The organism is Streptomyces sp. NPDC004838, from assembly GCF_053600955.1.
Window position 1 is genome coordinate 1 of record NZ_JBSGAW010000001.1, and the last position, 25,286, is coordinate 25,286.

22 protein-coding genes and 5 tRNA genes are annotated in these 25,286 nt (G+C 69.7%); 11 read left to right on the forward strand and 16 right to left on the reverse strand.

Annotated features, from left to right (window positions below):
• Window positions 1-301 precede the first annotated feature (301 nt).
• A complete protein-coding gene (locus tag ACWEFL_RS00005) occupies window positions 302-505 on the forward strand; it encodes a hypothetical protein (RefSeq protein ID WP_451705101.1) in 204 nt (67 codons plus the stop codon).
• A 355-nt stretch (window positions 506-860) separates the two neighbouring features.
• Here the strand turns inward: ACWEFL_RS00005 and ACWEFL_RS00010 are convergent, their stop codons facing one another.
• The 4 genes from ACWEFL_RS00010 to leuC form a co-directional block, all read right to left on the reverse strand.
• A complete protein-coding gene (locus ACWEFL_RS00010; protein ID WP_451705103.1) occupies window positions 861-1,511 on the reverse strand; it encodes an HU family DNA-binding protein in 651 nt (216 codons plus the stop codon).
• A gap of 154 nt (window positions 1,512-1,665) precedes the next feature.
• The gene (locus tag ACWEFL_RS00015; protein WP_451705105.1) at window positions 1,666-1,893 is read right to left on the reverse strand and encodes an SCO5555 family protein; all 228 of its coding nucleotides are present in this window, start codon (window positions 1,891-1,893) and stop codon (window positions 1,666-1,668) included.
• A 104-nt stretch (window positions 1,894-1,997) separates the two neighbouring features.
• The gene (gene leuD / locus ACWEFL_RS00020) at window positions 1,998-2,591 is read right to left on the reverse strand and encodes a 3-isopropylmalate dehydratase small subunit (RefSeq protein ID WP_451705106.1); all 594 of its coding nucleotides are present in this window, start codon (window positions 2,589-2,591) and stop codon (window positions 1,998-2,000) included.
• 6 nt (window positions 2,592-2,597) lie between these two features.
• Window positions 2,598-4,037, reverse strand: coding sequence for a 3-isopropylmalate dehydratase large subunit (leuC, locus tag ACWEFL_RS00025; RefSeq protein ID WP_451705108.1), 1,440 nt, complete (start codon window positions 4,035-4,037; stop codon window positions 2,598-2,600).
• Window positions 4,038-4,180: 143 nt separating this feature from the next.
• Here leuC and ndgR point away from each other — a divergent pair, with 143 nt between their 5' ends.
• Complete coding sequence (ndgR, locus tag ACWEFL_RS00030; protein WP_398522238.1) at window positions 4,181-4,897, forward strand: IclR family transcriptional regulator NdgR; 717 nt, start codon at window positions 4,181-4,183, stop codon at window positions 4,895-4,897.
• A 258-nt stretch (window positions 4,898-5,155) separates the two neighbouring features.
• On the opposite strand, the gene ACWEFL_RS00035 is transcribed toward ndgR, so the two are convergent.
• The 9 genes from ACWEFL_RS00035 to ACWEFL_RS00075 all read right to left on the reverse strand — a co-directional run bounded on the left by ACWEFL_RS00035 (window position 5,156) and on the right by ACWEFL_RS00075 (window position 9,264).
• Window positions 5,156-5,228: transfer RNA gene (locus tag ACWEFL_RS00035), tRNA-Glu, on the reverse strand.
• A gap of 24 nt (window positions 5,229-5,252) precedes the next feature.
• Window positions 5,253-5,324 (reverse strand) — tRNA-Gln (locus tag ACWEFL_RS00040).
• Window positions 5,325-5,340: 16 nt separating this feature from the next.
• A tRNA-Glu gene (locus ACWEFL_RS00045) sits at window positions 5,341-5,413 on the reverse strand.
• An 83-nt stretch (window positions 5,414-5,496) separates the two neighbouring features.
• Window positions 5,497-5,569 (reverse strand) — tRNA-Glu (locus ACWEFL_RS00050).
• 21 nt (window positions 5,570-5,590) lie between these two features.
• Window positions 5,591-5,662: transfer RNA gene (locus ACWEFL_RS00055), tRNA-Gln, on the reverse strand.
• A gap of 88 nt (window positions 5,663-5,750) precedes the next feature.
• A complete protein-coding gene (locus ACWEFL_RS00060) occupies window positions 5,751-6,467 on the reverse strand; it encodes an HAD family hydrolase (protein ID WP_451705110.1) in 717 nt (238 codons plus the stop codon).
• A 253-nt stretch (window positions 6,468-6,720) separates the two neighbouring features.
• The gene (gltX, locus tag ACWEFL_RS00065; protein ID WP_451705112.1) at window positions 6,721-8,196 is read right to left on the reverse strand and encodes a glutamate--tRNA ligase; all 1,476 of its coding nucleotides are present in this window, start codon (window positions 8,194-8,196) and stop codon (window positions 6,721-6,723) included.
• Window positions 8,189-8,974, reverse strand: a complete 786-nt coding sequence (locus tag ACWEFL_RS00070) for a fumarylacetoacetate hydrolase family protein (RefSeq protein ID WP_451705114.1) — start codon at window positions 8,972-8,974, stop codon at window positions 8,189-8,191. The genes gltX and ACWEFL_RS00070 overlap by 8 nt, the downstream gene beginning before the upstream one ends.
• Before the next feature lie 119 nt (window positions 8,975-9,093).
• Window positions 9,094-9,264: a hypothetical protein gene (locus ACWEFL_RS00075; RefSeq protein ID WP_451705116.1), complete on the reverse strand. Its 171-nt coding sequence runs from the start codon at window positions 9,262-9,264 to the stop codon at window positions 9,094-9,096.
• Between the two features lie 578 nt (window positions 9,265-9,842).
• On the opposite strand from ACWEFL_RS00075, the gene ACWEFL_RS00080 reads away from it, so the two are divergent.
• From ACWEFL_RS00080 to ACWEFL_RS00115, 8 genes are all read left to right on the forward strand, one after another.
• A complete protein-coding gene (locus tag ACWEFL_RS00080) occupies window positions 9,843-13,613 on the forward strand; it encodes a nitrate- and nitrite sensing domain-containing protein (protein WP_451705118.1) in 3,771 nt (1,256 codons plus the stop codon).
• Window positions 13,614-13,622: 9 nt separating this feature from the next.
• Complete coding sequence (locus ACWEFL_RS00085) at window positions 13,623-14,036, forward strand: roadblock/LC7 domain-containing protein (RefSeq protein WP_389267536.1); 414 nt, start codon at window positions 13,623-13,625, stop codon at window positions 14,034-14,036.
• A gap of 133 nt (window positions 14,037-14,169) precedes the next feature.
• Window positions 14,170-14,574, forward strand: a complete 405-nt coding sequence (locus tag ACWEFL_RS00090; protein WP_451705120.1) for a DUF742 domain-containing protein — start codon at window positions 14,170-14,172, stop codon at window positions 14,572-14,574.
• The gene (locus ACWEFL_RS00095) at window positions 14,555-15,136 is read left to right on the forward strand and encodes a GTP-binding protein (RefSeq protein WP_451705121.1); all 582 of its coding nucleotides are present in this window, start codon (window positions 14,555-14,557) and stop codon (window positions 15,134-15,136) included. Before ACWEFL_RS00090 ends, ACWEFL_RS00095 begins: the two co-directional genes overlap by 20 nt.
• 338 nt (window positions 15,137-15,474) lie before the next feature.
• Window positions 15,475-18,753: a nitrate- and nitrite sensing domain-containing protein gene (locus ACWEFL_RS00100; protein WP_451705123.1), complete on the forward strand. Its 3,279-nt coding sequence runs from the start codon at window positions 15,475-15,477 to the stop codon at window positions 18,751-18,753.
• Between the two features lie 10 nt (window positions 18,754-18,763).
• Entirely contained in the window at window positions 18,764-19,177 is a 414-nt protein-coding gene (locus ACWEFL_RS00105) for a roadblock/LC7 domain-containing protein (RefSeq protein ID WP_009997645.1), read from the forward strand.
• A gap of 96 nt (window positions 19,178-19,273) precedes the next feature.
• Entirely contained in the window at window positions 19,274-19,858 is a 585-nt protein-coding gene (locus tag ACWEFL_RS00110; protein WP_451705125.1) for a DUF742 domain-containing protein, read from the forward strand.
• Window positions 19,839-20,420 carry a GTP-binding protein gene (locus tag ACWEFL_RS00115; protein ID WP_451705128.1) on the forward strand — a complete coding sequence of 194 codons (582 nt, stop codon included), beginning with the start codon at window positions 19,839-19,841 and terminating at the stop codon, window positions 20,418-20,420. Before ACWEFL_RS00110 ends, ACWEFL_RS00115 begins: the two co-directional genes overlap by 20 nt.
• A gap of 239 nt (window positions 20,421-20,659) precedes the next feature.
• On the opposite strand, the gene ACWEFL_RS00120 is transcribed toward ACWEFL_RS00115, so the two are convergent.
• Complete coding sequence (locus tag ACWEFL_RS00120; RefSeq protein WP_451705130.1) at window positions 20,660-20,869, reverse strand: acyl-CoA carboxylase subunit epsilon; 210 nt, start codon at window positions 20,867-20,869, stop codon at window positions 20,660-20,662.
• A gap of 30 nt (window positions 20,870-20,899) precedes the next feature.
• Window positions 20,900-22,483 (reverse strand): acyl-CoA carboxylase subunit beta, encoded by a 1,584-nt coding sequence (locus tag ACWEFL_RS00125; RefSeq protein ID WP_451705133.1) that lies wholly within the window; start codon window positions 22,481-22,483, stop codon window positions 20,900-20,902.
• A gap of 548 nt (window positions 22,484-23,031) precedes the next feature.
• Here ACWEFL_RS00125 and ACWEFL_RS00130 point away from each other — a divergent pair.
• The gene (locus ACWEFL_RS00130) at window positions 23,032-23,625 is read left to right on the forward strand and encodes a YceI family protein (RefSeq protein ID WP_451705136.1); all 594 of its coding nucleotides are present in this window, start codon (window positions 23,032-23,034) and stop codon (window positions 23,623-23,625) included.
• A gap of 229 nt (window positions 23,626-23,854) precedes the next feature.
• Here the strand turns inward: ACWEFL_RS00130 and ACWEFL_RS00135 are convergent, their stop codons facing one another.
• Window positions 23,855-25,186 (reverse strand): hypothetical protein, encoded by a 1,332-nt coding sequence (locus ACWEFL_RS00135; RefSeq protein ID WP_451705138.1) that lies wholly within the window; start codon window positions 25,184-25,186, stop codon window positions 23,855-23,857.
• Between the last annotated feature and the right edge of the window lie 100 nt (window positions 25,187-25,286).

Here is a 25,286-nt window from a genome sequence, read left to right on the forward strand (position 1 = left end):
ACAACCCGAGGCCCTTCGTCTGGACGAAGTCCGCTGACGAGATCTTCGAACGCCTCACTGGATATCTGAACCGAATCAAAGACTCAGGACACTAGGTCGTTGCTGATGGGTCAGGCTGGATCAGTGAGCGGGGTCTGGTGCCGTGCATCGCAAAGCGGAGGAGGCAGTCCATGCGGTGGGTGCACCTCCCGGCCGCCAGGCCCAGGGTGGGGGTACCTCCCGGGCCGCCAGGCCCAGGGGGGAAGGCGCCAGGCCAAGCGAGCCCAGCAAGATCCATCAGAAGCCGCCTAAGCTGTCTCGCATGCAGGCGACCTCGTACACCTATGACTCCGAGACCCGCAGCGGGAGCGTGCTGCTCGACGACGGCACCCCGGTGGAGTTCGGCGCCGCCGCCTTCGACGCGGGCGGGCTGCGGTTGCTGCGGCCGGGCCAGCGGGTCCGGATCGAGACGGAGGGCGAGGGCGCGGAGCTGCGGATCACGCTGGTGACGCTCCAGACCCTGTGATCCGGGCGGTCCGCCCGGCGCCGTAACGGGACGAGGCCGGTTCGCGAGGGTGACCGGGTGAATGACGGCTCTTCCGGCCGGAGGACCGGGGCGGGGTGTCCCTCCCGGACGGAGTCCGGGGGACGAGGCCCTGCGGCGGGGCGCTCCCTTACGGCCCCGCCGGCGACCCGAAGGGCACCGGAGACCGCCGCCGATCGCCCAGCCGACGGGTACCTTCCCGGCACGGCTGTGGGCGGGACCGGCGATACGCGCCCCGGCGGACCGGCCGCGACCGCGGACCCCGGACACGCCGCGGGCCGGGCTCCCCCAGAGGAGTCCGGCCCGGCGCGTGAGTGGCCCTTCGGCCTTGTACCACTTACCTCTTCCTGGCGGCGGTGGTCTTCTTGGCGGCGGTCGTTCGGGACGTCGCCTTCTTGGCCGGGGCCTTCTTGGCGGTGGCCTTCTTGGCCGGGGCGGTCTTCTTCGCCGCCGCCTTCTTGGCCGTCGCGGTCTTCGCCGTGGTCTTCTTGGCGGCCGTCTTCTTCGTGGCGGTGGCCTTCTTGGCGACGGTCTTCTTCACGGCGGTCTTCTTGGCGACGACCTTCTTCGCCGGAGCGGCCTTCCTCGCAGCGGCCTTCTTGGCGGTGGCCTTCTTCGCCGCGGCCTTGGCGGTCGTTCGGGTGGAAGCGCCGCCCGAGAGGCTGCCCTTGGGGGCCTTCTTGACCGCTACCTCACCACCGCGCGGAAGCTTCTTCGAGCCGCTGACCAGGTCCTTGAACCCCTGGCCCGCGCGGAAGCGCGGAACGGAGGTCTTCTTGACGCGGACCCGCTCACCCGTCTGCGGGTTGCGGGCGTAGCGGGCGGGACGGTCGACCTTCTCGAACGAGCCGAAGCCGGTGACCGAGACCCGGTCTCCGGCGACCACCGCGCGGACGATCGCGTCAAGCACCGCGTCGACCGCGTCTGCGGCCTGCTGACGGCCGCCGAGCTTGTCGGCAATCGCTTCTACGAGCTGCGCCTTGTTCACGTCTTCCCCTTCGGAGACATTGCCGGAACGAATCTGTCCAGGCTTTTTCGCACGTTAGGCAGATATATACCGCAAATCAAACACGAAACGGGCTAATCACCCTAGTGCCGCAACGAAGTCGACCATGGAAGTCGACCCTTCGCGAGTCCGGGTGTCAGTCGCCTTCAGGGAATCGGCCCTCGCCGAGGTCCTTCATCAAGCGCTCCAGACGCCGTGCGGCATCAGGGAGATCGTGCTTCGCCGCGGCCGTGATGACCAGCAGCTTCCGGGACAGCGCCATCCTTACGCCCTCCGGGACTTGCAGTTCGCGCACCACTGTGTGCGCTTCCTTCAGCCGGGCCGCGACCAACTCGTACAGGCCGAGTTGATTGTCGCGTTCCATGCACCGATTGTGCCATCTGGGGCGAGTTGTCGCCCGGGAGGGCCTCAACAGACGACTGCGCCCCCCACCGGAGGGTGGGGGGCGCAGTGGGGTAAAAGCGCTGATCAGACCTGAATTGTGCGCGGTTTGAAGGCGGGCCGGGAGGCTTCGTAAGCGGCGATGTCCGCTTCGTTCTGAAGGGTGAGGCTGATGTCGTCGAGACCGTTCAGCAGCCGCCAGCGGGCGTTCTCGTCCAGCTCGAAATCGGCGGTGAACCCGGGCGCGCGGACCTGGCGTGCCTCCAGGTCGACGGTGATCTCGACGGTGGGGTCGGCCTCGGTCAGCTCCCACAGCCGGTCGACGGTCTCCTGCGGCAGAACCACGGTCAGCAGACCGTTCTTGAGGGAGTTGCCGCGGAAGATGTCGGCGAACCGGGAGGAGACGACGACCTGGAATCCGTAGTTCTGGAGCGCCCAGACGGCGTGCTCACGGGAGGAGCCGGTGCCGAAGTCGGGGCCCGCCAGCAGAACCGTCGCCCCCTGCCGCTCGGGCAGGTTGAACACGAACTGCGGGTCCTTGCGCCATGCCTCGAAGAGCCCGTCCTCGAAGCCGTCGCGCGTGACCTTCTTCAGCCAGTGGGCCGGGATGATCTGGTCGGTGTCGACATTGCTGCGGCGCAGCGGGACGGCCCGGCCGGTGTGTGTGGTGAATGCTTCCATGGCTGATCAGACTCCAGCGGGCGTACGGGGGGCGTCATCGGACTGGCCTGACAGGTCGGCCGGAGAGGCCAGATGGCCCAGTACGGCGGTGGCCGCGGCGACCTGCGGCGAGACCAGATGGGTCCGCCCGCCCTTGCCCTGCCTGCCTTCGAAGTTGCGGTTGGAGGTCGACGCGGAGCGCTCACCGGGCGCGAGTTGGTCGGGGTTCATGCCCAGACACATCGAGCAGCCGGCGTGCCGCCATTCGGCGCCGGCCGTGGTGAAGACCTTGTCCAGGCCCTCCTCGACGGCCTGCAGCGCCACCCGGACCGAGCCGGGGACGACCAGCATCCGTACGCCGTCGGCGACTTTGCGGCCGTCCAGGACGGAGGCGGCCGAGCGCAGGTCCTCGATACGGCCGTTGGTGCAGGAGCCTACGAAGACGGTGTCGACGTTGATGTCGCGCAGCGGCTGGCCCGCGGTCAAGCCCATGTACTCCAGGGCCTTTTCGGCGGCGAGCCGCTCCGAAGCGTCGTCGTACGAAGCCGGGTCGGGGACGCTCGCCGACAGGGGCGCGCCCTGGCCGGGGTTGGTGCCCCAGGTGACGAACGGGGCGAGTCCGGCGGCGTCGATGACGACCTCGGCGTCGAAGACGGCGTCGTCGTCGGTGCGCAGGGTCCGCCAGTACTCGACGGCCGCGTCCCAGTCCGCGCCCTCGGGGGCGTGGTCCCGGCCGCGCAGATAGTCGAAGGTCGTCTGGTCGGGGGCGATCATGCCCGCCCGCGCGCCGGCCTCGATCGACATGTTGCAGATGGTCATCCGGGCCTCCATCGAGAGTTTCTCGATGGCGGAGCCGCGGTACTCCAGGATGTAGCCCTGGCCGCCGCCGGTACCGATCTTCGCGATGATCGCGAGGATCAGGTCCTTGGCGGTGACGCCGGAGGGCAGCTCGCCCTCGACGGTGATCGCCATGGTCTTGGGGCGGGCCAGCGGCAGGGTCTGGGTGGCGAGGACGTGCTCGACCTGGGAGGTCCCGATGCCGAAGGCCAGCGCGCCGAACGCGCCGTGCGTGGAGGTGTGCGAATCGCCGCAGACCACCGTGGTACCGGGCTGGGTTAGTCCCAGCTGGGGGCCCACGACATGGACGACGCCCTGCTCGACGTCGCCGAGCGGGTGCAGCCGTACACCGAAGTCCGCGCAGTTCTTGCGCAGGGTCTCCAGCTGGACGCGGGAGACCGGGTCGGCGATGGGCTTGTCGATGTCGAGGGTCGGGGTGTTGTGATCCTCGGTCGCGATGGTGAGGTCGAGCCGCCGCACTCGGCGGTCGTTGTGGCGGAGCCCGTCGAACGCCTGGGGGCTGGTCACCTCGTGCAGCAGGTGCAGATCGATGAAGAGGAGGTCGGGCTCGCCCTCTGCGCGCCGGACGACATGATCGTCCCAGACCTTCTCAGCGAGTGTCCTACCCATCGCTTTCCCTCCGGCCGGCCACGGTGCCGGCACCACTAGAGATCTTGTGCGGACCCGATGGTTCGTGGGTCGCATCTACAGACTGGCGGGTTCTTCGGAAAATTGAACTTGCGTTTCACACTGTGAGACGCGAATATCGTTTCATGGACAACTCTAGCGGCGTCGGCGTTCTCGACAAGGCGGCTCTGGTACTGAGCGCACTGGAGTCCGGTCCGGCCACCCTCGCCGGGCTGGTCGCGGCGACCGGGCTCGCCCGTCCCACGGCCCATCGGCTGGCCGTGGCACTGGAACACCACCGTATGGTGGCGAGGGACATGCAGGGCCGGTTCATCCTGGGTCCGCGGCTGGCCGAGCTGGCCGCGGCGGCGGGCGAGGACCGGCTGCTGGCCACGGCGGGGCCGGTGCTCACACATCTGCGGGATGTGACGGGCGAGAGCGCGCAGCTCTACCGCCGCCAGGGAGACATGCGGATCTGTGTGGCGGCGGCCGAGCGGCTGTCCGGATTGCGGGACACGGTTCCGGTCGGCTCCACGCTGACGATGAAGGCCGGCTCGTCCGCTCAGATCCTGATGGCCTGGGAGGAGCCCGAGCGGCTGCACCGGGGTCTCCAGGGGGCTCGTTTCACGGCGACGGCGCTCTCCGGCGTACGGCGCAGGGGCTGGGCCCAGTCGATCGGTGAGCGCGAGCCCGGCGTGGCCTCGGTCTCCGCGCCCGTGCGCGGCCCCTCCAACCGAGTGGTCGCCGCCGTATCGGTCTCCGGGCCGATCGAGCGTCTGACCCGGCATCCGGGACGTATGCACGCCCAGGCGGTCATCGACTCGGCGGCCCGGCTGAGCGAGGCGCTGCGCCGCAACGGCTGAGCCGGCGGACGGCCCGTTCACCGGCTCGCCCCGGCCATGGCTTGAGTGCGTCGGCCGCCGTGCCGGCCCGTCCCCGCCGCTCGAAGGTGGAACTCCCCCGTCGCGCAACCGCGTTGACCGCCGTCGCAACTCGGTTGCCCGTACGAGGAGTTCCGCCCGGCGCGCGGATACGAGCCCGCGGATACGGCTCAGCCGTCCGAACCGCCCCGGAGAGACGGAGAAGCCCCCCGCGCTGTCGCGGAGGGCTTCCCCTGTGCGTACCCCCGACCGGATTCGAACCGGCGCTACCGCCTTGAGAGGGCGGCGTGCTAGGCCGCTACACAACGGGGGCGAGATCCAGATCTCAAGAGATCCGCTGGGCTACCAGGACTCGAACCTAGACTAAATGAACCAGAATCACTCGTGCTGCCAATTACACCATAGCCCATGGTGGTTTAGACCAGTACCCCCGACCGGATTCGAACCGGCGCTACCGCCTTGAGAGGGCGGCGTGCTAGGCCGCTACACAACGGGGGCCCTAGCGATCCCGCCCGGCTGAGCCGGGCTCTGTCACTGCGCGACCAACGGGTGCGACCCGGCTGATCAGCAGGATGGATCTGTACCCCCGACCGGATTCGAACCGGCGCTACTGCCTTGAGAGGGCAGCGTGCTAGGCCGCTACACAACGGGGGCGTTGCAGATAAGCTCTGCGAGCTGGCCTACCAGGACTCGAACCTAGACTAACTGAACCAGAATCAGTCGTGCTGCCAATTACACCATAGGCCACCAAAACGCGACCCCCGTGCGGGGGCCTGTTCGGTTCTGCGCTTCCCGGCCGAATCTCTCGATCACGGTGGGCGGCGCAGGAAGAACATTACCCGAAGGTGGACGGCGCTCCAAAACGGGTATCGCCCCGCAACAGGCCGGGTAGCTGGTCGAGACCGGTGATCCGGATCAGCTCCGGACGCCCGCCGATTCCGGCGCGGTCGAGCCAGATGCCGGTCAGCCCCGCCTCGACCGCGCCTCGTGCGTCGATGTCCGGCTGATCGCCGACGTACGCGACCTCTTCGGGCGGCAGTCCGATGGCCTCGCAGGCGGTGTGGAACGCCTCGGCGGCGGGTTTGGCGACCCCGAGGTCCGCCGCGCAGACGACGGCCTCGAACCGGTCTCGTACGCCCAGGGCCGTCAGCTTGCGCTCCTGGATCGCCAGCGTCGAGTTGGACAGGACCGCGTGCCGGTACTCCGCGAGGACGTCCAGGGCGGGGACGGTGTCCGGGAACAGGGTCCACACGGCCTCGAAGTGGACGATGTACCGGTCGAACCAGGCGTCGGCCTCGGCGTCGCCGAGCGGGAGCCCGGTGAACGTCCGGACCCGGTCCCGCCGCTGCCCCATCCAGTCCGTCTCCCCCGCCGAGAAGCGCGCCCAGTGCTCGGCGGTGATCTCCTGCCAACGGGCGAGGGCCTGGTCCGCGGAGTCGAATCCGCCGTCCAGCCCCTCCGTCCGGAGGTGGCGGCGCATTCCGTCGAGGTCGGCGCCTCTGTAGTCGAAGATGGTGTCGTCCACGTCCCAGAGGACGGCGCGAATCGGCATGAAGCCACGCTACCCGTGCGACGGGCGCCGAACCGGGGAGGGTTCGGGTGATGTCCCGCGCCGGACGCGGTGGCCGTCCGCGGCCGACCGACCAGACGGCCGGGCGCCCGGGCGCACTCCGGGAGGCGTCCGTCCCGCCCGTCGCCCGCCTGCGGCCCGCGGCGGCCGGGCGGGGGCCCGTCCGCACGGCTGTGGGGGTGGCGGACCCGAACGGCCGCCACCCCCATGGGTGTGCGGCCGGGGCCGCGGACGTCTACGCGGTCAGTTTCGCCAGTGCCGCGTCAATGCGGGAGAGCGTCTTCTCCTTGCCGAGGATCTCCAGCGACTCGAAGAGCGGCAGGCCCACCGTGCGGCCGGTGACCGCCACGCGGACCGGGGCCTGGGCCTTGCCGAGCTTGAGGCCGTGGGCCTCGCCGGCGGCCAGGACGGCGTCCTTCAGCGGCTCGGGACCGGACCAGTCGGCCGCCGAGAGCTTCTCGCGGGCCGTGGCCAGCAGCTCGGCCGCGCCCGGCTTCATCGCCTTCGCCCAGGACGCCTCGTCCTCGACGGGGGCGTCCAGGAAGAGGAAGTCCACATTGGCCGTGATGTCGGAGAGGACGGTCAGCCGGGTCTGGGCGTACGGAGCGATCGCCTCCCACGCCGCCTGGTCGAACCGCTCCGGGGCCCAGTTCGCGTACGGGGCCAGCAGCCAGGGCTCGCACGCGTCGGTGAACGCCTTCACGTCCAGCCGGCGGATGTGGTCCGCGTTGATCGCCTCGGCCTTCTTGAGGTCGAAGCGGGCCGGGTTGGCGTTGACGTCCGCGATGTCGAACTTCTCGACGAGTTCGGCGATCGAGAACACGTCCTGGTCGGCGGAGAAGGACCAGCCGAGCAGCGAGAGGTAGTTCAGCAGCCCCTCGGGCAGGAAGCCCCGCTCGCGGTAGAGGTTGAGGGACGCCTGCGGGTCGCGCTTGGAGAGCTTCTTGTTGCCCTCGCCCATCACATACGGAAGGTGGCCGAAGGCGGGGATCCCCTTGGCGACGCCCAGGTCGATCAGGGCCTTGTACAGCGCGATCTGCCGGGGGGTGGAGGAGAGCAGGTCCTCTCCGCGCAGGACGTGCGTGATCTCCATCAGAGCGTCGTCGACCGGGTTGACCAGGGTGTAGAGGGGGGCGCCGTTGGCCCGGACGATGCCGAAGTCCGGAACGTTCTCCGGGGTGAAGGTCAGCTCGCCGCGTACGAGGTCCGTGAAGGTGATCGTCTCGTCGGGCATCCGGAAGCGGACGATGGCCGGGCGGCCCTCCGCCTCGTACGCCGCCGTCTGCTCGGCGGTCAGATCGCGGCAGTGGCCGTCGTAGCCGGAGGGCCGGCCGGCCGCGCGCGCCGCGTCACGGCGGGCCTCCAGCTCCTCGGCGGAGCAGTAGCAGTGGTAGGCGTGGCCGCCGTCGAGGAGCTTCGCAGCGATGTCCCGGTAGACGTCCATGCGCTGCGACTGGCGGTACGGGGCGTGGGGACCGCCCGTCTCGGGGCCCTCGTCCCAGTCCAGGCCGAGCCAGCGCATCGCGTCCAGGAGCTGGGCGTACGACTCCTCGGAGTCGCGGGCCGCGTCGGTGTCCTCGATGCGGAAGACCATGGTGCCGCCGTTGTGCCGGGCGAAGGCCCAGTTGAACAGGGCGGTGCGGACCAGGCCCACATGCGGGTTGCCGGTCGGGGAAGGACAGAAACGTACGCGGACGTTCGCGTTAGCCACGCTTGATCACCTTGTTGGTGAGAGTGCCGATGCCTTGGACGGTGACGGCGACCTCGTCGCCGACGTTGAGGGGGCCGACTCCCGCCGGGGTGCCGGTGAGGATCACATCGCCGGGGAGCAGCGTCATGGCCTCGGTGATGTTGACGATCAGGTCCTCGATGGAGTGGATCATCCCGCTCGTGCGGCCGAGCTGGCGCTGTTCGCCGTTGACGGTGCACTGGATGGTGAGGTCGCCCGCGGTGGCGAGGTCGATGTCCGTCTCCACCCAGGGGCCGAGCGGGCAGGAGGTGTCGAAGCCCTTGGCCCTGGCCCACTGCTTCTCGCGCCGCTGGACGTCGCGGGCGGTGATGTCGTTGGCGCAGGTGTAGCCGAGGATGACGTCCTTGACGCGCTCGCGCGGGACCTCGCGGCACATGCGGCCGATGACGACGGCGAGTTCGGCCTCGTGGTGCAGTTCCCGGGAGAAGGAGGGGTACACGATGGCGTCGCCGTGGCCGATCACGGAGGTGGAGGGCTTGAAGAAGGCGAACGGCTCGTCCGGGACCGCGTTGCCCAGTTCCGCCGCGTGCTCCGCGTAGTTGCGGCCGAAGGCCACGACCTTGTTGGGGAGCACGGGCGGCAGCAGCCGCACCTTGCTCAGCGGGACCTTGGTGCCGGAGAGGGCGAAGTCCGCGAAGGGGATGCCCTTGATGATGTCGAGGACGAGCCCTTCCGGGTCGTCGCCCTCGACCGCGCCGAAGGCGACATTGCCGTCGATGGAGAACCTGGCGATGCGCACGGGATGCGGTTGCCCCTCTGCTACTGGTTACGCTGCTGAAGTCTGACGCTCCAGGCTAACGCGGCGGGGGTTCCCGTCTCTCGCGCGCATCGTCGTGCATCGTCCTGCGGCCGGGCGCATTACGATGCGGGCGCGTCCATCAGGATCGTGCGGCGCGGATTGGCCGTCTGAGCGGGGAGGTCGAGCGGGTGCTCCGGCTGCTCCGGCGTCTGCAGCGGACCGGCGTCCTTCAGGTGCGCGAGGGTGGTGCGCCGGGGGTTGGCTATGTTGCGGAACATCATCGTCTTCATCGGTTGTCTACTGACCCATCGGCATACGGCCGTCCGATGGACGGCGGTTTACAGAGCATTCGACTTTGTAACGCGACAGATTAAACATTCAATTCCGCGGGAAGATGTGCCAGGGACGTGTGCCGCGTGTGAGTTTGCTCACGAGTTGACGGTTAATTCGGGCATTACGGGCCATCAACTCACCGCAGGGATTCGGACATTGCGTACCTGAAGCAGCCATTCCGCTCCGGATCGGAGCGACCGGGGCACGCCCCACTCTTCGGCGACCCGCACGGAATCACCCGTTTCACCCCCTTAAGTCATTCTACTTTTCGTGACAAGGCGCTCACGCCCCGTCACACAGGTCACAGCACGGTACGCGGCCCTTGTTGGAGATCCGGCACTGTGCTGGAATTCCACGCACCGCCGCAGAATCAGTCCGGCGCGCAAGGGGCGCAGCGCAGCGCCGAGCGGCGGCGGGGAAGGGGGACAAGCGCCGGTCTCACGACCACAAGAAGAGGCGCTTGCAGCGCCTCACCGACGCCGACACCGTCCCGCCGCCATGCGGGGGGACGCCTGGTCCAGAGGTTGCGACGCTAGTGCAGGGACGTTTCAAGAGGGATGGCAGCGCTGCGGCGGAACAAGAGCCGCGCGGCGGGACCGACCGCGGATCCTCGCCCCAGCACACCCAGAACCAGAGCCAGGGCCAGGGTCCGATGGTGAACGGGGACGGCGGCGACCGCGCCGCCCCGCGACCGGGCCCGATTCCGGGCGGGCCCGGCATGAGCCCGGCGGCGGGCCCCGGCCCGGCTGTGCCGGGCGGCGGTGTGCAGCCGCCCCCGCTGAAGAGGAAGGGCCCCACGGACACGGGCTCGCGAATAGCCCTGCGCAACTGGCGCATCAGCACCCGGCTCGTCTCCCTGCTGACGCTCCCCGTGGTCGCGGCGACCACCCTGGGCGGACTCCGTATCAACGAGTCCCTGGACCGGATCAAGCAGCTGCACCATATGCAGCTGCTCACCGACATGACCCAGGAGGCGACCAAGCTGGCGGTGGCGCTGCAGGAGGAGCGCGACCTGACGGCCGGACCGCTGGCCAACGACCCCCAGGCGAACGACTTCAAGGTCACCGGACCCCGCGAGAGGACCGACCGGGCCAAGAAGGCGTTCCTCGACACCACGCGTGACATCCCCAACACGGATGGCGACGACACGCTGGAGAGCATCCGCGCCAACGCCAACCAGATCGCGACCCAGGTCAACAGCCTCGGCACGATCCGGGCCACCGCGTACGGGAACCAGGAGAACCGGTCGGAGACGGTTCAGCACTCGCTGACCGTCGAGAAGTACCACCGGCTGATCGAGTCGCTGCTGAGCCTCTCCCAGGACATGGCGCAGGCGACCAACAACCCGGACATGATCAAGCGGACGCGTGCGCTGGCGGCCTTCTCCTCCGCCAAGGAGTACGCCTCCATGCAGCGGGCGATCATCGCGGCCGCGCTGCCCGGCGGCGCCGCCGCCAAGGGCCCCGGTCTCACCGAGAACGACCGGCAGTACGGTCTGACCGCCCTGGAGAAGGGCGACGACGAGCTGGACCGCTTCGAGGCGGTCTACTCGTCCTCGGGCGGTGACGCCCAGGCGCTGACCGCGAACCTGGACAACGGCAACGCGACGATCGCCGCCGCCGAGGACTACGCCAACCGGGTGCTGGGCAGCAAGAACGGTCTCTCGGGCCAGCAGAAGCGCTCCTTCCTCGACTGGACCGACGACTACGGCGAGCGCATCGACGCCATGAAGGTCATCGAGTTCACCCTGCTGGACGAGATGGAGACCAAGGCCCGTGAGCTGCGCGAGGAGTCGCAGCAGGAGGCCATCATCAACGGTGCGCTGATCCTGATCGTCCTCGGCGTCTCGCTCGTCGGCGCGTTCGTCGTCGCCCGCTCCATGATCCGCTCGCTGCGCCGGCTCCAGGACACGGCCACCAAGGTCGCCCAGGACCGGCTGCCCGAGCTGGTCAAGCAGCTCTCCGAGTCGGACCCGCAGGACGTGGACACCTCCGTCGAGTCGGTCGGCGTGCACTCCCGCGACGAAATCGGCAAGGTGGCCGCGGCCTTCGACGACGTGCACCGCGAGGCGGTCCGGCTGGCCGCCGAGCAGGCGCTGCTGCGGGGCAACGTCAACGCGATGTTCACCAACCTTTCGAGGCGTTCGCAGGGTCTCATCCAGCGCCAGCTGTCGCTGATCTCCGAACTGGAGTCCCGCGAGGCGGACCCGGACCAGCTCTCCTCCCTCTTCAAGCTGGACCACCTCGCGACCCGTATGCGCCGGAACGGCGAGAACCTCCTCGTCCTCGCGGGCGAGGAGCCGGGCCGCCGGTGGACCCGGCCGGTCCCGCTGGTCGACGTCCTGCGCGCCGCCGCGTCCGAGGTGGAGCAGTACGAGCGCATCGAACTGGCGGCCGTCCCCGCGACCGAGGTCGCCGGACGCGTCGTCAACGACCTCGTACACCTGCTCGCCGAGCTGCTGGAGAACGCGACCTCGTTCTCCTCCCCGCAGACCAAGGTCCGCGTCACCGGTCACGCGCTGCCCGACGGACGGGTGCTGGTCGAGATCCACGACACCGGCATCGGCCTCTCCCCCGAGGACCTCGCGGCGATCAACGAGCGGCTGGCGTCGCCGCCGACCGTGGACGTCTCGGTCTCCCGCCGCATGGGTCTCTTCGTGGTCGGCCGGCTCTCCCTGCGGCACGGCATCCGGATCCAGCTCCGTCCCTCCGACTCCGGTGGCACGACCGCGCTCGTCATGCTTCCCGTCGACGTCGCCAACGGCGGCAAGAAGGCCCCGATGCCCGGAGCCCCCGCCGCCCAGGGCGCGGTTCCCCCGCCGCCCGGCGGTGGTCCCGCGGGCCTCGGCGGCCGTCCCGGCCCCGGCCCCGGCGGTCAGGGCGGCGGCCGCCCGGGCCAAGGCGGACCGGGCGACGCGGGCGGTCCCGGCAGCGGAGGCGTTCCGTCCGGCGGTCTGCTCGGCGCGGGAGCTCCGCGCGGCCAGGTCGGTGCGGGCGCCGGCACGGGCTCGCGCGCCGCGCTCCCCACCCGTGACGGCGGCCCCGGCCAGGGCCGTCAGGGCAGTGGCCTCGCCGGAGCCTTCGGCGGACGCGGGCAGAAGCCCCCGGCCCACAGCGAGGCGCGTGCCAACGGCGTTCCGGAGCGGGGAGCGGGCGACCGCGGCCGTCAACTCCCCGCCGGTCCCCGGGCCGAACTGCCCGGCGCCGCCCCGCAGCGGCCGCAGGGACCCGGCTGGGGCAGCGAGCCGCCCGGCCCGCCCGCCGACTCGGCGCGCGGCCATGAGGACGGGGACGCCACGCGCGGCCCCGGCGCGACGGAGGAGTTCCCCCGCCCGGACTTCGACGGTCCCCCGCCGTCGCCTCACCGCCCTCCGGGCGGCGGTGTCGGCGCGCCCACGGGTCAGTTCGTCCGCTCGGACGTCTTCGGGCCCCCGGCTGCGGCGGGCGGTCCCGGCCGGCAGGACAGGTCCGGCGCTCCCGCGGGGCAGTTCGCCCCGCCGCACGTCGGCTCCCGGGGACAGGACGAAACGCCGCCGCACGAGCAGGCGCAGGATCCGGCGTCCACCCAGCCGTTCCCCCGGCCCGACCTCGGCGCACCGCAGCCCCCCGCGCCCGGCCAGGCCCCGGCCCCGCGCGGGTACGAGGGCGACGCCGACACGGGCACCCGTCACGCGCTGCCTCCGCAGCCGCAGCACGAGGCCCTGCCGCCCGCGGGTCCCGGCGACGGCCGTACCCCGCTGTACGACACCCTGGAGACGGACTGGTTCCACACCCAGGGCAGGGGCGGGCCGGCCGACCGGCCCGGTCCCGACGTCCGGCAGGACCCGGTCCGGCCCCCGGCCGAGCCGCAGCACACCCAGCAGATCCCCTCCGTGGCCCCGGCACCGCGGACCGTGGAACCGGCTCCGCAGGTTCCACAGCAGCCGACCGAGCGTCCGCTTCCGCCGATGCCGAGGCGTATCCCCGCCGCCACGCCCGGCATGGAGGGCGCGAACGGCCAGGGCGCCCAGGGCACCGGCTGGCGTACCTCACCCAACGACGAGCTGGTGCGCCAGGCCGAGCGGGTGCGCAAGCCCGCCGCGGGCGGCGTCACCACGTCAGGTCTGCCCCGCCGTGTCCCGCGCGCCAACCTCGTCGCGGGTACGGCACAGGAGCAGAACAGCCAGAGCGGTCCGCAGGTTTCCCGCGCGCCCGACGATGTACGCGGCCGGCTGACCAACCTCCGTCGCGGCATCCAGCAAGGACGTGAGCAGAACTCCACGACCGGCAGCTTCAACCTCGGCCCCACACACCAGCAGGAGCGTTAGTTGAGCCCGATGAGCCAGGCGGCGCAGAATCTGAACTGGTTGATCACCAACTTCGTGGACAACACCCCCGGGGTGTCCCACACGGTGGTGGTCTCCGCCGACGGTCTTCTGCTGGCCATGTCCGATGGATTCCCACGCGATCGCGCGGATCAACTCGCCGCGGTGGCGTCCGGCCTGACCTCGCTGACCGCGGGGGCGTCCCGGATCTTCGAAGGCGGTGCCGTCAGTCAGACCGTCGTGGAGATGGAGCGCGGCTTCCTCTTCCTCATGTCCGTCTCGGACGGTTCCTCGCTGGCCGTGCTCGCACACCCCGAGTGCGACATCGGCCTCGTCGGCTACGAGATGGCTCTCCTGGTCGATCGCGCGGGCAGCGTCCTCACCCCGGATCTCCGCGCGGAACTCCAGGGAAGCCTGTTGCACTGATCCGTATGGCCCCCACACCCCTCATACTCAGGTACGCGCTCACCGCGCCGTCCCCGCCAGGTCGCTTCAAGGCCCCCCACCGGCCCACGCAGACGGCTCGCCGACCAACTTGCTGTCCCGCCCGGAGGACTTCATGACCCCGCCAACCGCCTCTCACGACCCGTACGGTGCCCAAGCCGACGCCTACGGGGACGAAGGCGATCAGCCGCTGGTACGTCCGTACGCCATGACCGGTGGCCGGACGCGGCCCCGCTACCAGCTCGCGATCGAGGCGCTCGTGAGCACCACGGCCGATCCCGCGCTCCTCGCCGGGCTGCTCCCCGAGCACCAGCGGATCTGCCATCTGTGCCGTGAGGTCAAGTCGGTGGCAGAGGTGTCGGCGCTGCTGTCCATGCCTCTCGGCGTTGCCCGGATCCTCGTCGCCGACCTGGCCGAGGCGGGCATGGTGGCGATCCACCAGCCCGGTAACGGAGACGCCGGCGGTACGCCGGATGTGACACTGCTCGAAAGGGTGCTCAGTGGACTTCGAAAGCTCTAGCGGCGGTGCAGCCCGCTCGACCACCAGCGCGAAGATCGTGGTGGCGGGCGGATTCGGCGTGGGCAAGACCACGTTCGTCGGCGCCGTCTCGGAGATCAACCCGCTGCGTACCGAAGCCGTCATGACCTCAGCATCGGCCGGCATCGACGACCTCACCCACACCGGAGACAAGACCACCACCACCGTGGCCATGGACTTCGGCCGCATCACCCTCGACCAGGACCTCATCCTCTACCTCTTCGGCACCCCCGGACAGGACCGCTTCTGGTTCATGTGGGACGACCTCGTACGCGGCGCCATCGGCGCCGTCGTCCTCGTCGACACCCGCCGCCTCGCCGACTGCTTCCCCGCCGTCGACTACTTCGAAAACAGCGGACTCCCCTTCGTCATCGCCCTCAACGGCTTCGACGGACACCAGCCCTACAACCCCGAAGAAGTCCGCGAAGCACTCCAGATCGGCCCCGACACCCCCATCATCACCACCGACGCACGCCACCGCGCCGACGCCAAAAGCGCCCTCATCACCCTCGTCGAACACGCCCTCATGGCCCGACTCAAGTAGACGTCGAGATACGGCAGTTGTCGTAGTTGTGCACGGGCGGGCTGTGTCCAAGGACACGGTCCGCCCGCATGTTCATAACGTTTCGACAGAGAATTACCGCCGTCCGGACACTCGACGCATGCGAGCCGTGCCACTGTGCTCACATAACTCTCATCTTTTGAAGGGGCTCGCTCTTTATGCCCGTTTTATCTGGCGCTACCATGACTCGGAATGGCTGATTCCAACTGTTTGGAACGTACCCACTCCGCATGCTGAAATTCGGCGAACTTCTAAGGTAGTACGGCTCTGAACGAAACACGGCACAGCCTAGGTGCCGGTGCCGAGAGGTTGTTGGTCGAGTGAGGCGAAGCAAGGACAGCTCCGCGGAGCAGCAGGCGCGGGGCAACTTCACCCCCCCGTCCCGCGCGGCGGCATCGCCTGCGGACGAGCCGGGGCCGCCCCCGGCCGCGGGCGGCAGCCCCAGTCGGCTGTCCCCGCGCAACTGGCGGGTGCCCACCAAGCTGAACGCGATCCTCCTCATACCCGCGCTCGTGGGCCTGGTCATGGGCGGTTTCCAGGTCAAGAGCTCCATCGACACCTGGGACGAGGCGCAGAACGCCGAGAAGACGGCGCTGGTCGTACGCGCCGCCGCCGAGTACGGGCAGGCGCTCCTGAACGAGCGCGACCTCACGGCCGTCCCCCTGCTGAAGGCGACCACTCCCCAGCAGCGCCAGAGCCAGCCCGTCAAGGACGCCTACGCGACGACGGACGCGGCGAAAGTGAAGTTCGACAAGGCCGTCCAGAACATGCCTCCGGGGGAGGGACTGGACCGTCGGCTGGCCCTGTTCCGCGCCGAGGAGCCGGGGCTCAAGGCCCTGCGGGACAGTGCCTACACGACGAGTTTCGACCCGGTGACCACCGAAGAGGGCTACGTCAAGGTCCAGCACTCCCTCATGGAGTTCTCCAACGAGCTGGGACTGGGCACCGGCAACGTGACGAGCTTCGGCCGCACGCTCTACGCCGTGCAGCTGGCGAAGGCCGCCGCGTCGCTCCAGCGCTCCATCGGCACCCATCTCCTGGTGCGCCCGAGCGAGAAGCGGGACGTCTTCGCGAAGCAGACCATCGCCTTCAACTCGTACAACTACCTGGAGCAGATCGCGATCGGCGAGCTGGTCTCCGGTGGCACCCAGGCCGACACCGACCGGCTCAAGTCGGTCATGGGCCAGAAGGCCGCGGCCGGTCAGAAGCGGCTGCAGGAAGCCGGTCTCAATCCGCCGGCCGGACCCGACGGCTCCGTCTTCACGGGTATGGCCCTGCGGATCGGCGCCGGCGCCAAGCCCGCGGATCTCAGGAAAGAGGACATCACCCCTGAGACGTGGATGGGCGCCGCCACCGCCAAGTTCGACGGCTACACCGAGATCGAGAACGAGTTCGTGGACCGGGCCGTGAACGAGGCGGCCGCCATCTCCGACGGCGCGCGGCGGGACGCCTTCGTCAACGGCGCCATCGTCGTGGTCGCCCTGCTCGCCGCCTTCATCCTGGCCGGCACGGTGGCCCGCCAGATGAGCCGCTCGATGCGCCGGCTGCGCACCGCCGCCTTCGGCATCGCCGAGCAGCGGCTGCCGATGCTGGTCGACCAGCTCTCGCGTACGGAGCCGGGCCGGGTCGACACACGGGTGCAGCCGATCCCCATCGACACCCGCGACGAGATCGGCGAGGTCGCCCGCGCCTTCGACCAGGTCCACCGCGAGGCGGTCCGGCTCGCGGCCGAGCAGGCCATGCTGCGCGGCAACGTCAACGCGATCTTCACCAATCTCTCACGCCGCAACCAGTCGCTGATCGAGGGCCAGCTGACCCTGATCTCCGATCTGGAGAACAACGAGGCGGACCCGGACCAGCTGGAGAACCTGTTCCGGCTGGACCATCTCGCGACCCGTATGCGACGGAACGGCGAGAACCTCCTCGTCCTCGCGGGCGAGGAGCCGGGCCGGCGCTGGAACCAGCCCGTGCCCCTGGTGGACGTCCTGCGCGCCGCCTCCTCGGAGGTGGAGTCGTACGAGCGCATCGAGCTGACCGGCGTCCCCGAGACGGAGATCCACGGCCAGGCCGTGACCGACCTCGTCCATCTCCTCGCCGAGCTGCTGGAGAACGCGACCTCGTTCTCCTCGCCGCAGACCAAGGTCCGGGTGACGGCCACCCGGCTGCCCGACGGCCGGGTCATGATCGAGATCCACGACAAGGGAATCGGCCTGACCGCCGATGACTTCGCCGACATCAACCACAAGCTGGCCAACCCGCCGACGGTGGACGCCGCCGTCTCGCAGCGCATGGGCCTGTTCGTGGTCGGCCGGCTCGCCGACCGGCACAGCATCCGCGTACAGCTCCGCCCCTCGGGCGAGCAGGCGGGCACCACGTCGCTGGTCATGCTCCCGCAGGCCATCACGCACGGTGGCGGCGGCGAACCGCGGCCCGAGAACGACCTCCCCGAGAACGACTTCACGGTCTCGCAGATCATCCCGGAGCAGCAGTCGTACGCCGACGCTCCGATACTCACGGCCGCGGACCTCGGCTTCGACGACTCCCGGTACGAGGACGCCTCCCAGCAGGCCGCGCCGTCACAGCTCAACCCCGTCGGCCGCTCGCTGGCCCGCGAGGAGCGCCGGGCGGCGCTGGAGGCCCAGAACCCGTCCGGTGATCGTCCGCAGCTCTACCAGGAGGCACCGCAGCACTCCGGGCAGCAGGAGTACCCGGCACAGCCCGTCGCGCAGCCGGGGCCACAGCCGCAGGAGACGCAGTCGTACGTCGGCGAATACGGCCAGGAGTACGCCGCTCAGGGCTATGCGCAGGACCCGTCCCAGCAGCCGTACGAAGCCTTCCCGGTCGGCGGCTACCCCGAGCACCCGGTGGGGCAGGAGCCCCGGCAGCACTCCGGCAGCTCGTATACGGAAGCGGGATACTCCGCTCCGCAGCCCGCCGACCCGCAGTACGACGGGTCACTCGCTCCCCAGCCCCACCAGGGAAAGTGGCCGGATCAGAGTGCTTACCCGAGCACGTATGAGACGGAGTACCGTCCTGAATCGGAATCTTCCGCCGAGGCCCCCGCAAACGGCGTCGAGCGCGTAGGCTTCGAACGTCCGGGCCCCTCTTCGGGCGGCGGTCACGAGCTGACCGAGGCCGGTCTGCCCAGGCGCGGTTCGCAGCAGAAGTCGCGGCCCCAGCACCAGCCTCACGCCCAGCAGCAGTGGCAGCGGCCGGCGGAGCGGGCCCCGCAGACGCCGCAGAGCGCTCAGCCCGAGGCGGTCGGCGGAAGCGGCGTGGCCGCCGACGCCAAGGACTGGCGCTCCACCAACGACGAGCGCTGGCAGCGTGCGGAGAAGCTGCGGGAGCCGAAGGCGGGCGGGGTCACCTCGTCCGGCCTCCCGCGACGGGTGCCCAAGGCCAACCTGATCGAAGGGACAGCGGAGCAGACCCCGCTGGGCGGTGCTCAGATCTCACGCGCCCCCGAGGATGTGCGTGGCAGGCTGAGCAATCTGCGCCGCGGTGTCCAGCGGGGGCGCAGCGCGGGAGCGGACACGAACGGACCGGCCACTTACGATCAAGACAGTGGCTCGGGCAGTACCTACAACCAGGAGCGTTAGTGTGAGCCCGATGAGCCAGGCGGCGCAGAATCTGAACTGGTTGATCACCAACTTCGTGGACAACACCCCCGGGGTGTCCCACACCGTGGTGGTCTCCGCTGACGGACTCCTGCTGGCGATGTCCGAGGGATTCCCGCGCGACCGCGCCGATCAGTTGGCGGCCGTCGCGTCCGGGCTGACCTCGCTGACCGCGGGGGCGTCCCGGATCTTCGAGGGCGGCGCGGTCAACCAGACCGTCGTGGAGATGGAGCGGGGGTTCCTTTTCATCATGTCGATCTCCGACGGTTCCTCGCTGGCCGTGCTCGCACACCCCGAGGCCGATATCGGTCTGGTGGGTTACGAGATGGCTCTGCTGGTGGACCGGGCGGGCAATGTGCTCACTCCGGACCTCCGGGCGGAACTTCAGGGCAGTCTTCTCAACTAACCGGCAGACGGTGCCTTTTACGCCACCGCACCATAGGGTGCGGTGGCGCGGCTCCACAGGGACAGGAACCGGCCACTCGCAGTCGGAGGAGGAAACGTGGCAACACCCCCGGGCGGACGCCCTTATGACGGCAGTGCTCATCAGATGCCAGATGATTCTCCCCACCGCTACAGTTCTCCTTCCTCGCCGGGCGGACAGGGCGCCCAGCCGCCCTACCAGCAGCCGCACCAGCACCAGGGGCCCCATCAGCACCAGGGGTACGATCCCGCGTACGACCCTCAGCGCTATCAGCACCCCGCCCAACACCGGGCTCCGGAGCCCCCGTCCGGCTACAGCACGCACAACCCGCTGGTGCGTCCCTACGCCATGACCGGTGGCCGGACCCGGCCGCGCTACCAGCTCGCCATCGAGGCGCTGGTCAGTACCACGGCGGATCCCGCGAGGCTGCAGGGGCAGTTGCCCGAGCACCAGCGGATCTGCCATCTGTGTTTCGAGATCAAGTCTGTCGCGGAGATCTCGGCACTTCTCTCCATTCCCCTCGGCGTAGCCCGGATCCTCGTCGCCGACCTGGCCGAGGCCGGACTAGTCGCCATCCACCAGCCCGGCGGCGACGAGTCCGCCGGCGGTCAGCCAGACGTGACACTGCTCGAAAGGGTGCTCAGTGGACTTCGAAAGCTCTAGCGGCGGTGCAGCCCGCTCGACCACCAGCGCGAAGATCGTGGTGGCGGGCGGATTCGGCGTGGGCAAGACCACGTTCGTCGGCGCCGTCTCGGAGATCAACCCGCTGCGTACCGAAGCCGTCATGACCTCAGCATCGGCCGGCATCGACGACCTCACCCACACCGGAGACAAGACCACCACCACCGTGGCCATGGACTTCGGCCGCATCACCCTCGACCAGGACCTCATCCTCTACCTCTTCGGCACCCCCGGACAGGACCGCTTCTGGTTCATGTGGGACGACCTCGTACGCGGCGCCATCGGCGCCGTCGTCCTCGTCGACACCCGCCGCCTCGCCGACTGCTTCCCCGCCGTCGACTACTTCGAAAACAGCGGACTCCCCTTCGTCATCGCCCTCAACGGCTTCGACGGACACCAGCCCTACAACCCCGAAGAAGTCCGCGAAGCACTCCAGATCGGCCCCGACACCCCCATCATCACCACCGACGCACGCCACCGCGCCGACGCCAAAAGCGCCCTCATCACCCTCGTCGAACACGCCCTCATGGCCCGACTGAGGTAACAGCGGTCCCGCGGTCCGCGGAGAAGCCCCCGTGTCCCTGGTCTCTTGGTCCCAGGGGTACGGGGGCTTCTTCCCGTCCCGCCACCCGATCGGCCGGCCGGTTCGCGCCATGCCCGGACGGGGTGTGCGAAGACGGACGGGATACGCGAAGACGAAAGGACCCCGGCACTCCCACGCGGTGCCGGGGTCCTCCATGTATGTGCCGAGCTGCTAGCCCTGCCCAGATGTGTGCCGAGCTGCTAGCCCTGCCAGCTGTGGGAGGGCTGGAAGCCGCGCTGACGCTCCAGACGGCGCCAGCCGGCCGTGGTGCGCCTGTTGTTGTGGGCGGGCGTGGCGGGCGCGGACGCCGCACGGGCCAGCAGGACCGCGGTGATGGCGGCCAGCTCCTCCGGCTCGCAGTGCCCCTTCTCGACACGCAGCAGGGACGAGGATTCGGTGGGAGTGCTCATGACGGTTCGGGCTCCGATTTCTCCGCGGGGTTACTGCGGGGGGTTGCCGTGTTTGCGGGACGGCAGGTCGGCGTGCTTGGTGCGGAGCATGGCGAGGGAGGCGATCAGCACCCCGCGCGTCTCGGCCGGGTCGATCACGTCGTCGACCAGGCCGCGCTCCGCCGCGTAGTACGGATGCATCAGCTCGGACTTGTACTCCTTGACCATGCGCGTCCGCATGGCCTCGGGGTCCTCGGCCTCGGCGATCTGCTTGCGGAAGATGACGTTGGCGGCGCCTTCGGCGCCCATCACCGCGATCTCGTTGGTGGGCCAGGCGTATGTCAGATCCGCACCGATGGACTGGGAGTCCATGACGATGTAGGCACCGCCGTACGCCTTGCGCAGGATCAGCGAGATCCTCGGCACGGTCGCGTTGCAGTACGCGTACAGCAGCTTCGCGCCGTGCCGGATGATTCCACCGTGCTCCTGGTCGACGCCCGGCAGGAACCCGGGAACGTCCAGGAGAGTGATGATCGGGATATTGAAGGCGTCGCACATCTGCACGAAGCGCGCCGCCTTCTCGGACGCCTCGATGTCCAGCACCCCGGCGAGCGACTGCGGCTGATTGGCGACGATGCCCACCACCTGGCCGTCGAACCGGGCGAGGGCGCAGATGATGTTGCGGGCCCAGCGCTCGTGGATTTCGAGGTAGTCGCCGTCGTCGACGAGTTCCTCGATGACCTTGTGCATGTCGTACGGGCGGTTGCCGTCGGCCGGGACGAGGTCGAGCAGCAGGTCCGAGCGCCGGTCGGCGGGGTCGTCGGAGGCGGTGGTGGGAGGGTTCTCGCGGTTGTTCTGCGGCAGCATCGTCAGCAGGTAGCGGACTTCGGCGATGCAGGTCTCCTCGTCGTCGTACGCGAAGTGCGCGACGCCCGAGGTCTCCGCGTGGACGTCCGCGCCGCCGAGGCCGTTCTGGGTGATCTCCTCGCCGGTGACCGCCTTGACGACGTCCGGTCCGGTGATGAACATCTGCGAGGTCTCGCGGACCATGAAGACGAAGTCGGTGAGCGCAGGGGAGTACGCGGCGCCGCCCGCGCACGGGCCGAGCATGACCGAGATCTGCGGGATGACACCGGACGCGCGGGTGTTGCGCTGGAAGATCCCGCCGTATCCGGCGAGCGCCGAGACGCCCTCCTGGATACGCGCGCCCGCGCCGTCGTTCAGCGACACCAGCGGGGCCCCGGCGGAGATGGCCATGTCCATGATCTTGTGGATCTTGGTGGCGTGGGCCTCGCCCAGCGCGCCGCCGAAGATCCGGAAGTCATGCGCGTACACGAAGACCGTACGGCCCTCGACCGTGCCCCAGCCGGTGATGACACCGTCGGTGTACGGCTTCTTCGTCTCCAGGCCGAACCCGGTGGCCCGGTGCCGCCGCAACTGCTCGACCTCGTGGAACGAGCCCTCGTCCAGCAGCAGCGCGATCCGCTCGCGCGCGGTCAGCTTGCCCTTGGCGTGCTGCGCCTCGGTCGCGCGTTCGCTGGGCCCGCTCAGGGCCTGCCGACGCAGCTCGTGCAGCTCGGCCACGCGCCCTCGCGCGTCGGCCGGCTCGCTGGAGGTCTCGTCCACAACGGTCATGCATCGACCCTACGGATCCGACCTCGGAAACCCTGCCGTTGACTCCGTACAGTCTCGGGACGTTTCTCCTGTCAGCCTTGAACAGAACCACTCGGCACAGCGGCCCAACCACCAGCGTCGAGGCACTGCTGTTTGTTGGGAGTCAACAAGACGTTCAACCCCCGGCCACAGCTGAGTGCCGCCTCTCCCCCGCCGTTCCGCCGTTCAGCCGCAGCCGCGGAGCGCCGCCTGTGTCGAGTACCTCAGAATCCGGGTCCCTTGCGGCGACCCCTCGGACGGGGTGTCGCCAGGCGGTTTCCGGCGGATCCCCGGTGCGCGCCGGATCACTGGGATGGATCACGGCGGCGCTGCTCCGTTCGCGTACGGGATCGCGTACGGGGACACCGGGCGCGGAGAGCACCGGCCGCCGTCGACCGACCGGCGCCCGACGCCCGGAAGCATCTTTCGAGCCAACCACTCCGGAAGATGTTGAACTTTAAAGGGAATGCGTCTACAGTCAATCTCGTTGAAGCTTGAACAATAACCCCTGCCCCACAGAGGAGTCCGCCATGGCCATTTTCAACCGCAAGTCCGACGCCACCGCCGCGCCGGTCGACCCCGCGCTCGCAGCCCTGAGCGGCGACTACCAGATCGACGCGGCGCACAGCAGCATCGGATTCACGGTCCGCCATGCGATGGTCACCAATGTGCGCGGCACGTTCGGCGAGTACGACGGCCATCTGGTCCTGAACGGCTCGGACCCGTCCGCCTCCCAGGCGACGATCGAAGCGAAGATCGCCAGCATCGACACCGGCATCGCCGACCGTGACAACCACCTGCGCAGCGCCGACTTCTTCGACGTCGAGCAGTTCCCCGTGATGATCTTCCGCTCCACGGGAGCCGAGCAGCTCGGTGGCGACCAGTACCGCATCATCGGCGACCTGACGATCCGGGACACCACCCGTCCGCTCAGCATCGACCTGGAGTTCAACGGCTCGGCCACGGACCCCTACGGCAACGAGCGCGTCGGCTTCGAGGGCAGCGCGCAGATCCTGCGCTCCGAGTGGGGTCTGACCTGGAACGCGAAGCTGGAGACCGGCGGCGTGGTGGTCAGCGACAAGGTGAAGCTGAACTTCGACATCTCCGCGATCAAGGCCGCGTGACGCCCGCCCCTTCGCGTGGGCCCCAGAGCGCGCCCGTCCTGGCATCCCCCAACGGCCAGGGCGGGCGCTCCGCTGTGCGGGGACGGGTGGGTGAACCGCGCGGGCGGAAGCGGGCGGAAGCCTGACGGGCGGGGGGAAGCCTGACGGGCGGCGGGGAAGGCGGACTGGACGCGGGTAGGGGCCGTCCGCGGAGGCGGACGGTTGACCGTACGCCCGTGACGTTCGGCCGTCAGAAGCCTCCACCGCCGTCGAAGCCCCCGCCGCCGCCCCAGTCCCCTCCGCCGAAGTCGGAGGAGTCGAAGTCCGCGCCGGAGTAGTCGCCGCCGGCACCGAAGTCTCCGCCGCCGTACTCCGCCGCGTACGCCGGGGTGGCGAGCATGCTGCCGAGCACCGTGCCCACCAGCAGGCCGGGCAGCAGGCCGCCGCCGAAGTAGCCGCCCGCCCAGGGGCCGTACGCCGGGCCCGCCTCCCAGTACGGGCGGCGGCCGGTCTCCGTGTCGACCGTGCGGGCCATCGGCTCCAGGCCGTCCTCCAGGCGGGTCGCGTCCGCCCGGCAGACCGGGACCTCGCGCGGGATGCCACTGGGCGGGGTCCAGGTCACGTCGGTGACCGACGGTCCGTGCCGGGGGTCGAAGAAGCAGGGGGCCCGGCGGTCGGGGACGGGCGCGCCCCTGCGGCGCGCGTCCAGGGTGGCCAGGCTGAAGCGGCCGTCCTCGATGGCATGGGTCACTCCCCGTACGTCCGAGGGGTGCTGGGCGGAGCCCATCAGGGATTTCGCCTTGTCGTACGAGTCGAGCGCCCGCTCGTAGTCGGCGCGCATGACATCGTCGGCGCCCTTCTCCGACGGGTGGAAGTCCAGCCGGTCGAGCTCCTCGCCGTACGCGGTGATGTCCTCGTCGACGACGACCCTGAGCTTGTCGAGGGCCGCGCGCTCCTCGGCGGCCTTCTTGCGGCGGTTGCGGGCCATGACGGCGTACGCCCCCGTCCCGCCCACCGCCACCAAGGCGCCGAGGGTGATGAGCGCGCCCGTGTTCATGCTGCCGTCGCCGTCGGCGGAGGTGCCCCAGGAGGCGGGGGCGCTGCCGCGCATCTGGGGCAGGGCCTGGTCGGCGAAGTTGTTCAGCTGGGTGGCGGCGTCGACGCCCGGTGGCGTCTTGACGGCGGTGACCAGGTTGGCCACCGCCGGGCGGGACAGCACGGCGCTGTCCGCGCCCGCGTTGAAGCCGTCGCCGAGCCGTACGGCGTAGAGACCGGTGACGCCCGTCTCGGTGCGGATGTTCCGCAGGACGTTGTCCGGGGAGAACTCGGGGGCGTTGGGCAGGACGGCGACGAAGAGGGGCTTGTCCGCGGCCTTGATCTTCCGGGCGAGATCCTCCGCGTCCGTCCGGGACAGCTGTCCCGAGGCGCGCGGATCGACATAGACCGGGCCGCTCCGGAACGCCTCGGCCACGGTGGCGGGTCCGGTGGCCGCCTGCGCTCCCGTGGCCGTGACCAGTGTGGTCGCCGAGAGCGCCAGCAGCAGACCGGACAGTGCGGAGAAGAGCCTCGTCCTGGTCCTCATCCTTCGACGCTACCCGAAAGGGTGAATTTTCGAAGCTTTCGGACAAGTGGCGATAAATGCCAACGTTATGCCGGGAGAGGCCGGCGCGGGAAAGGTCCGC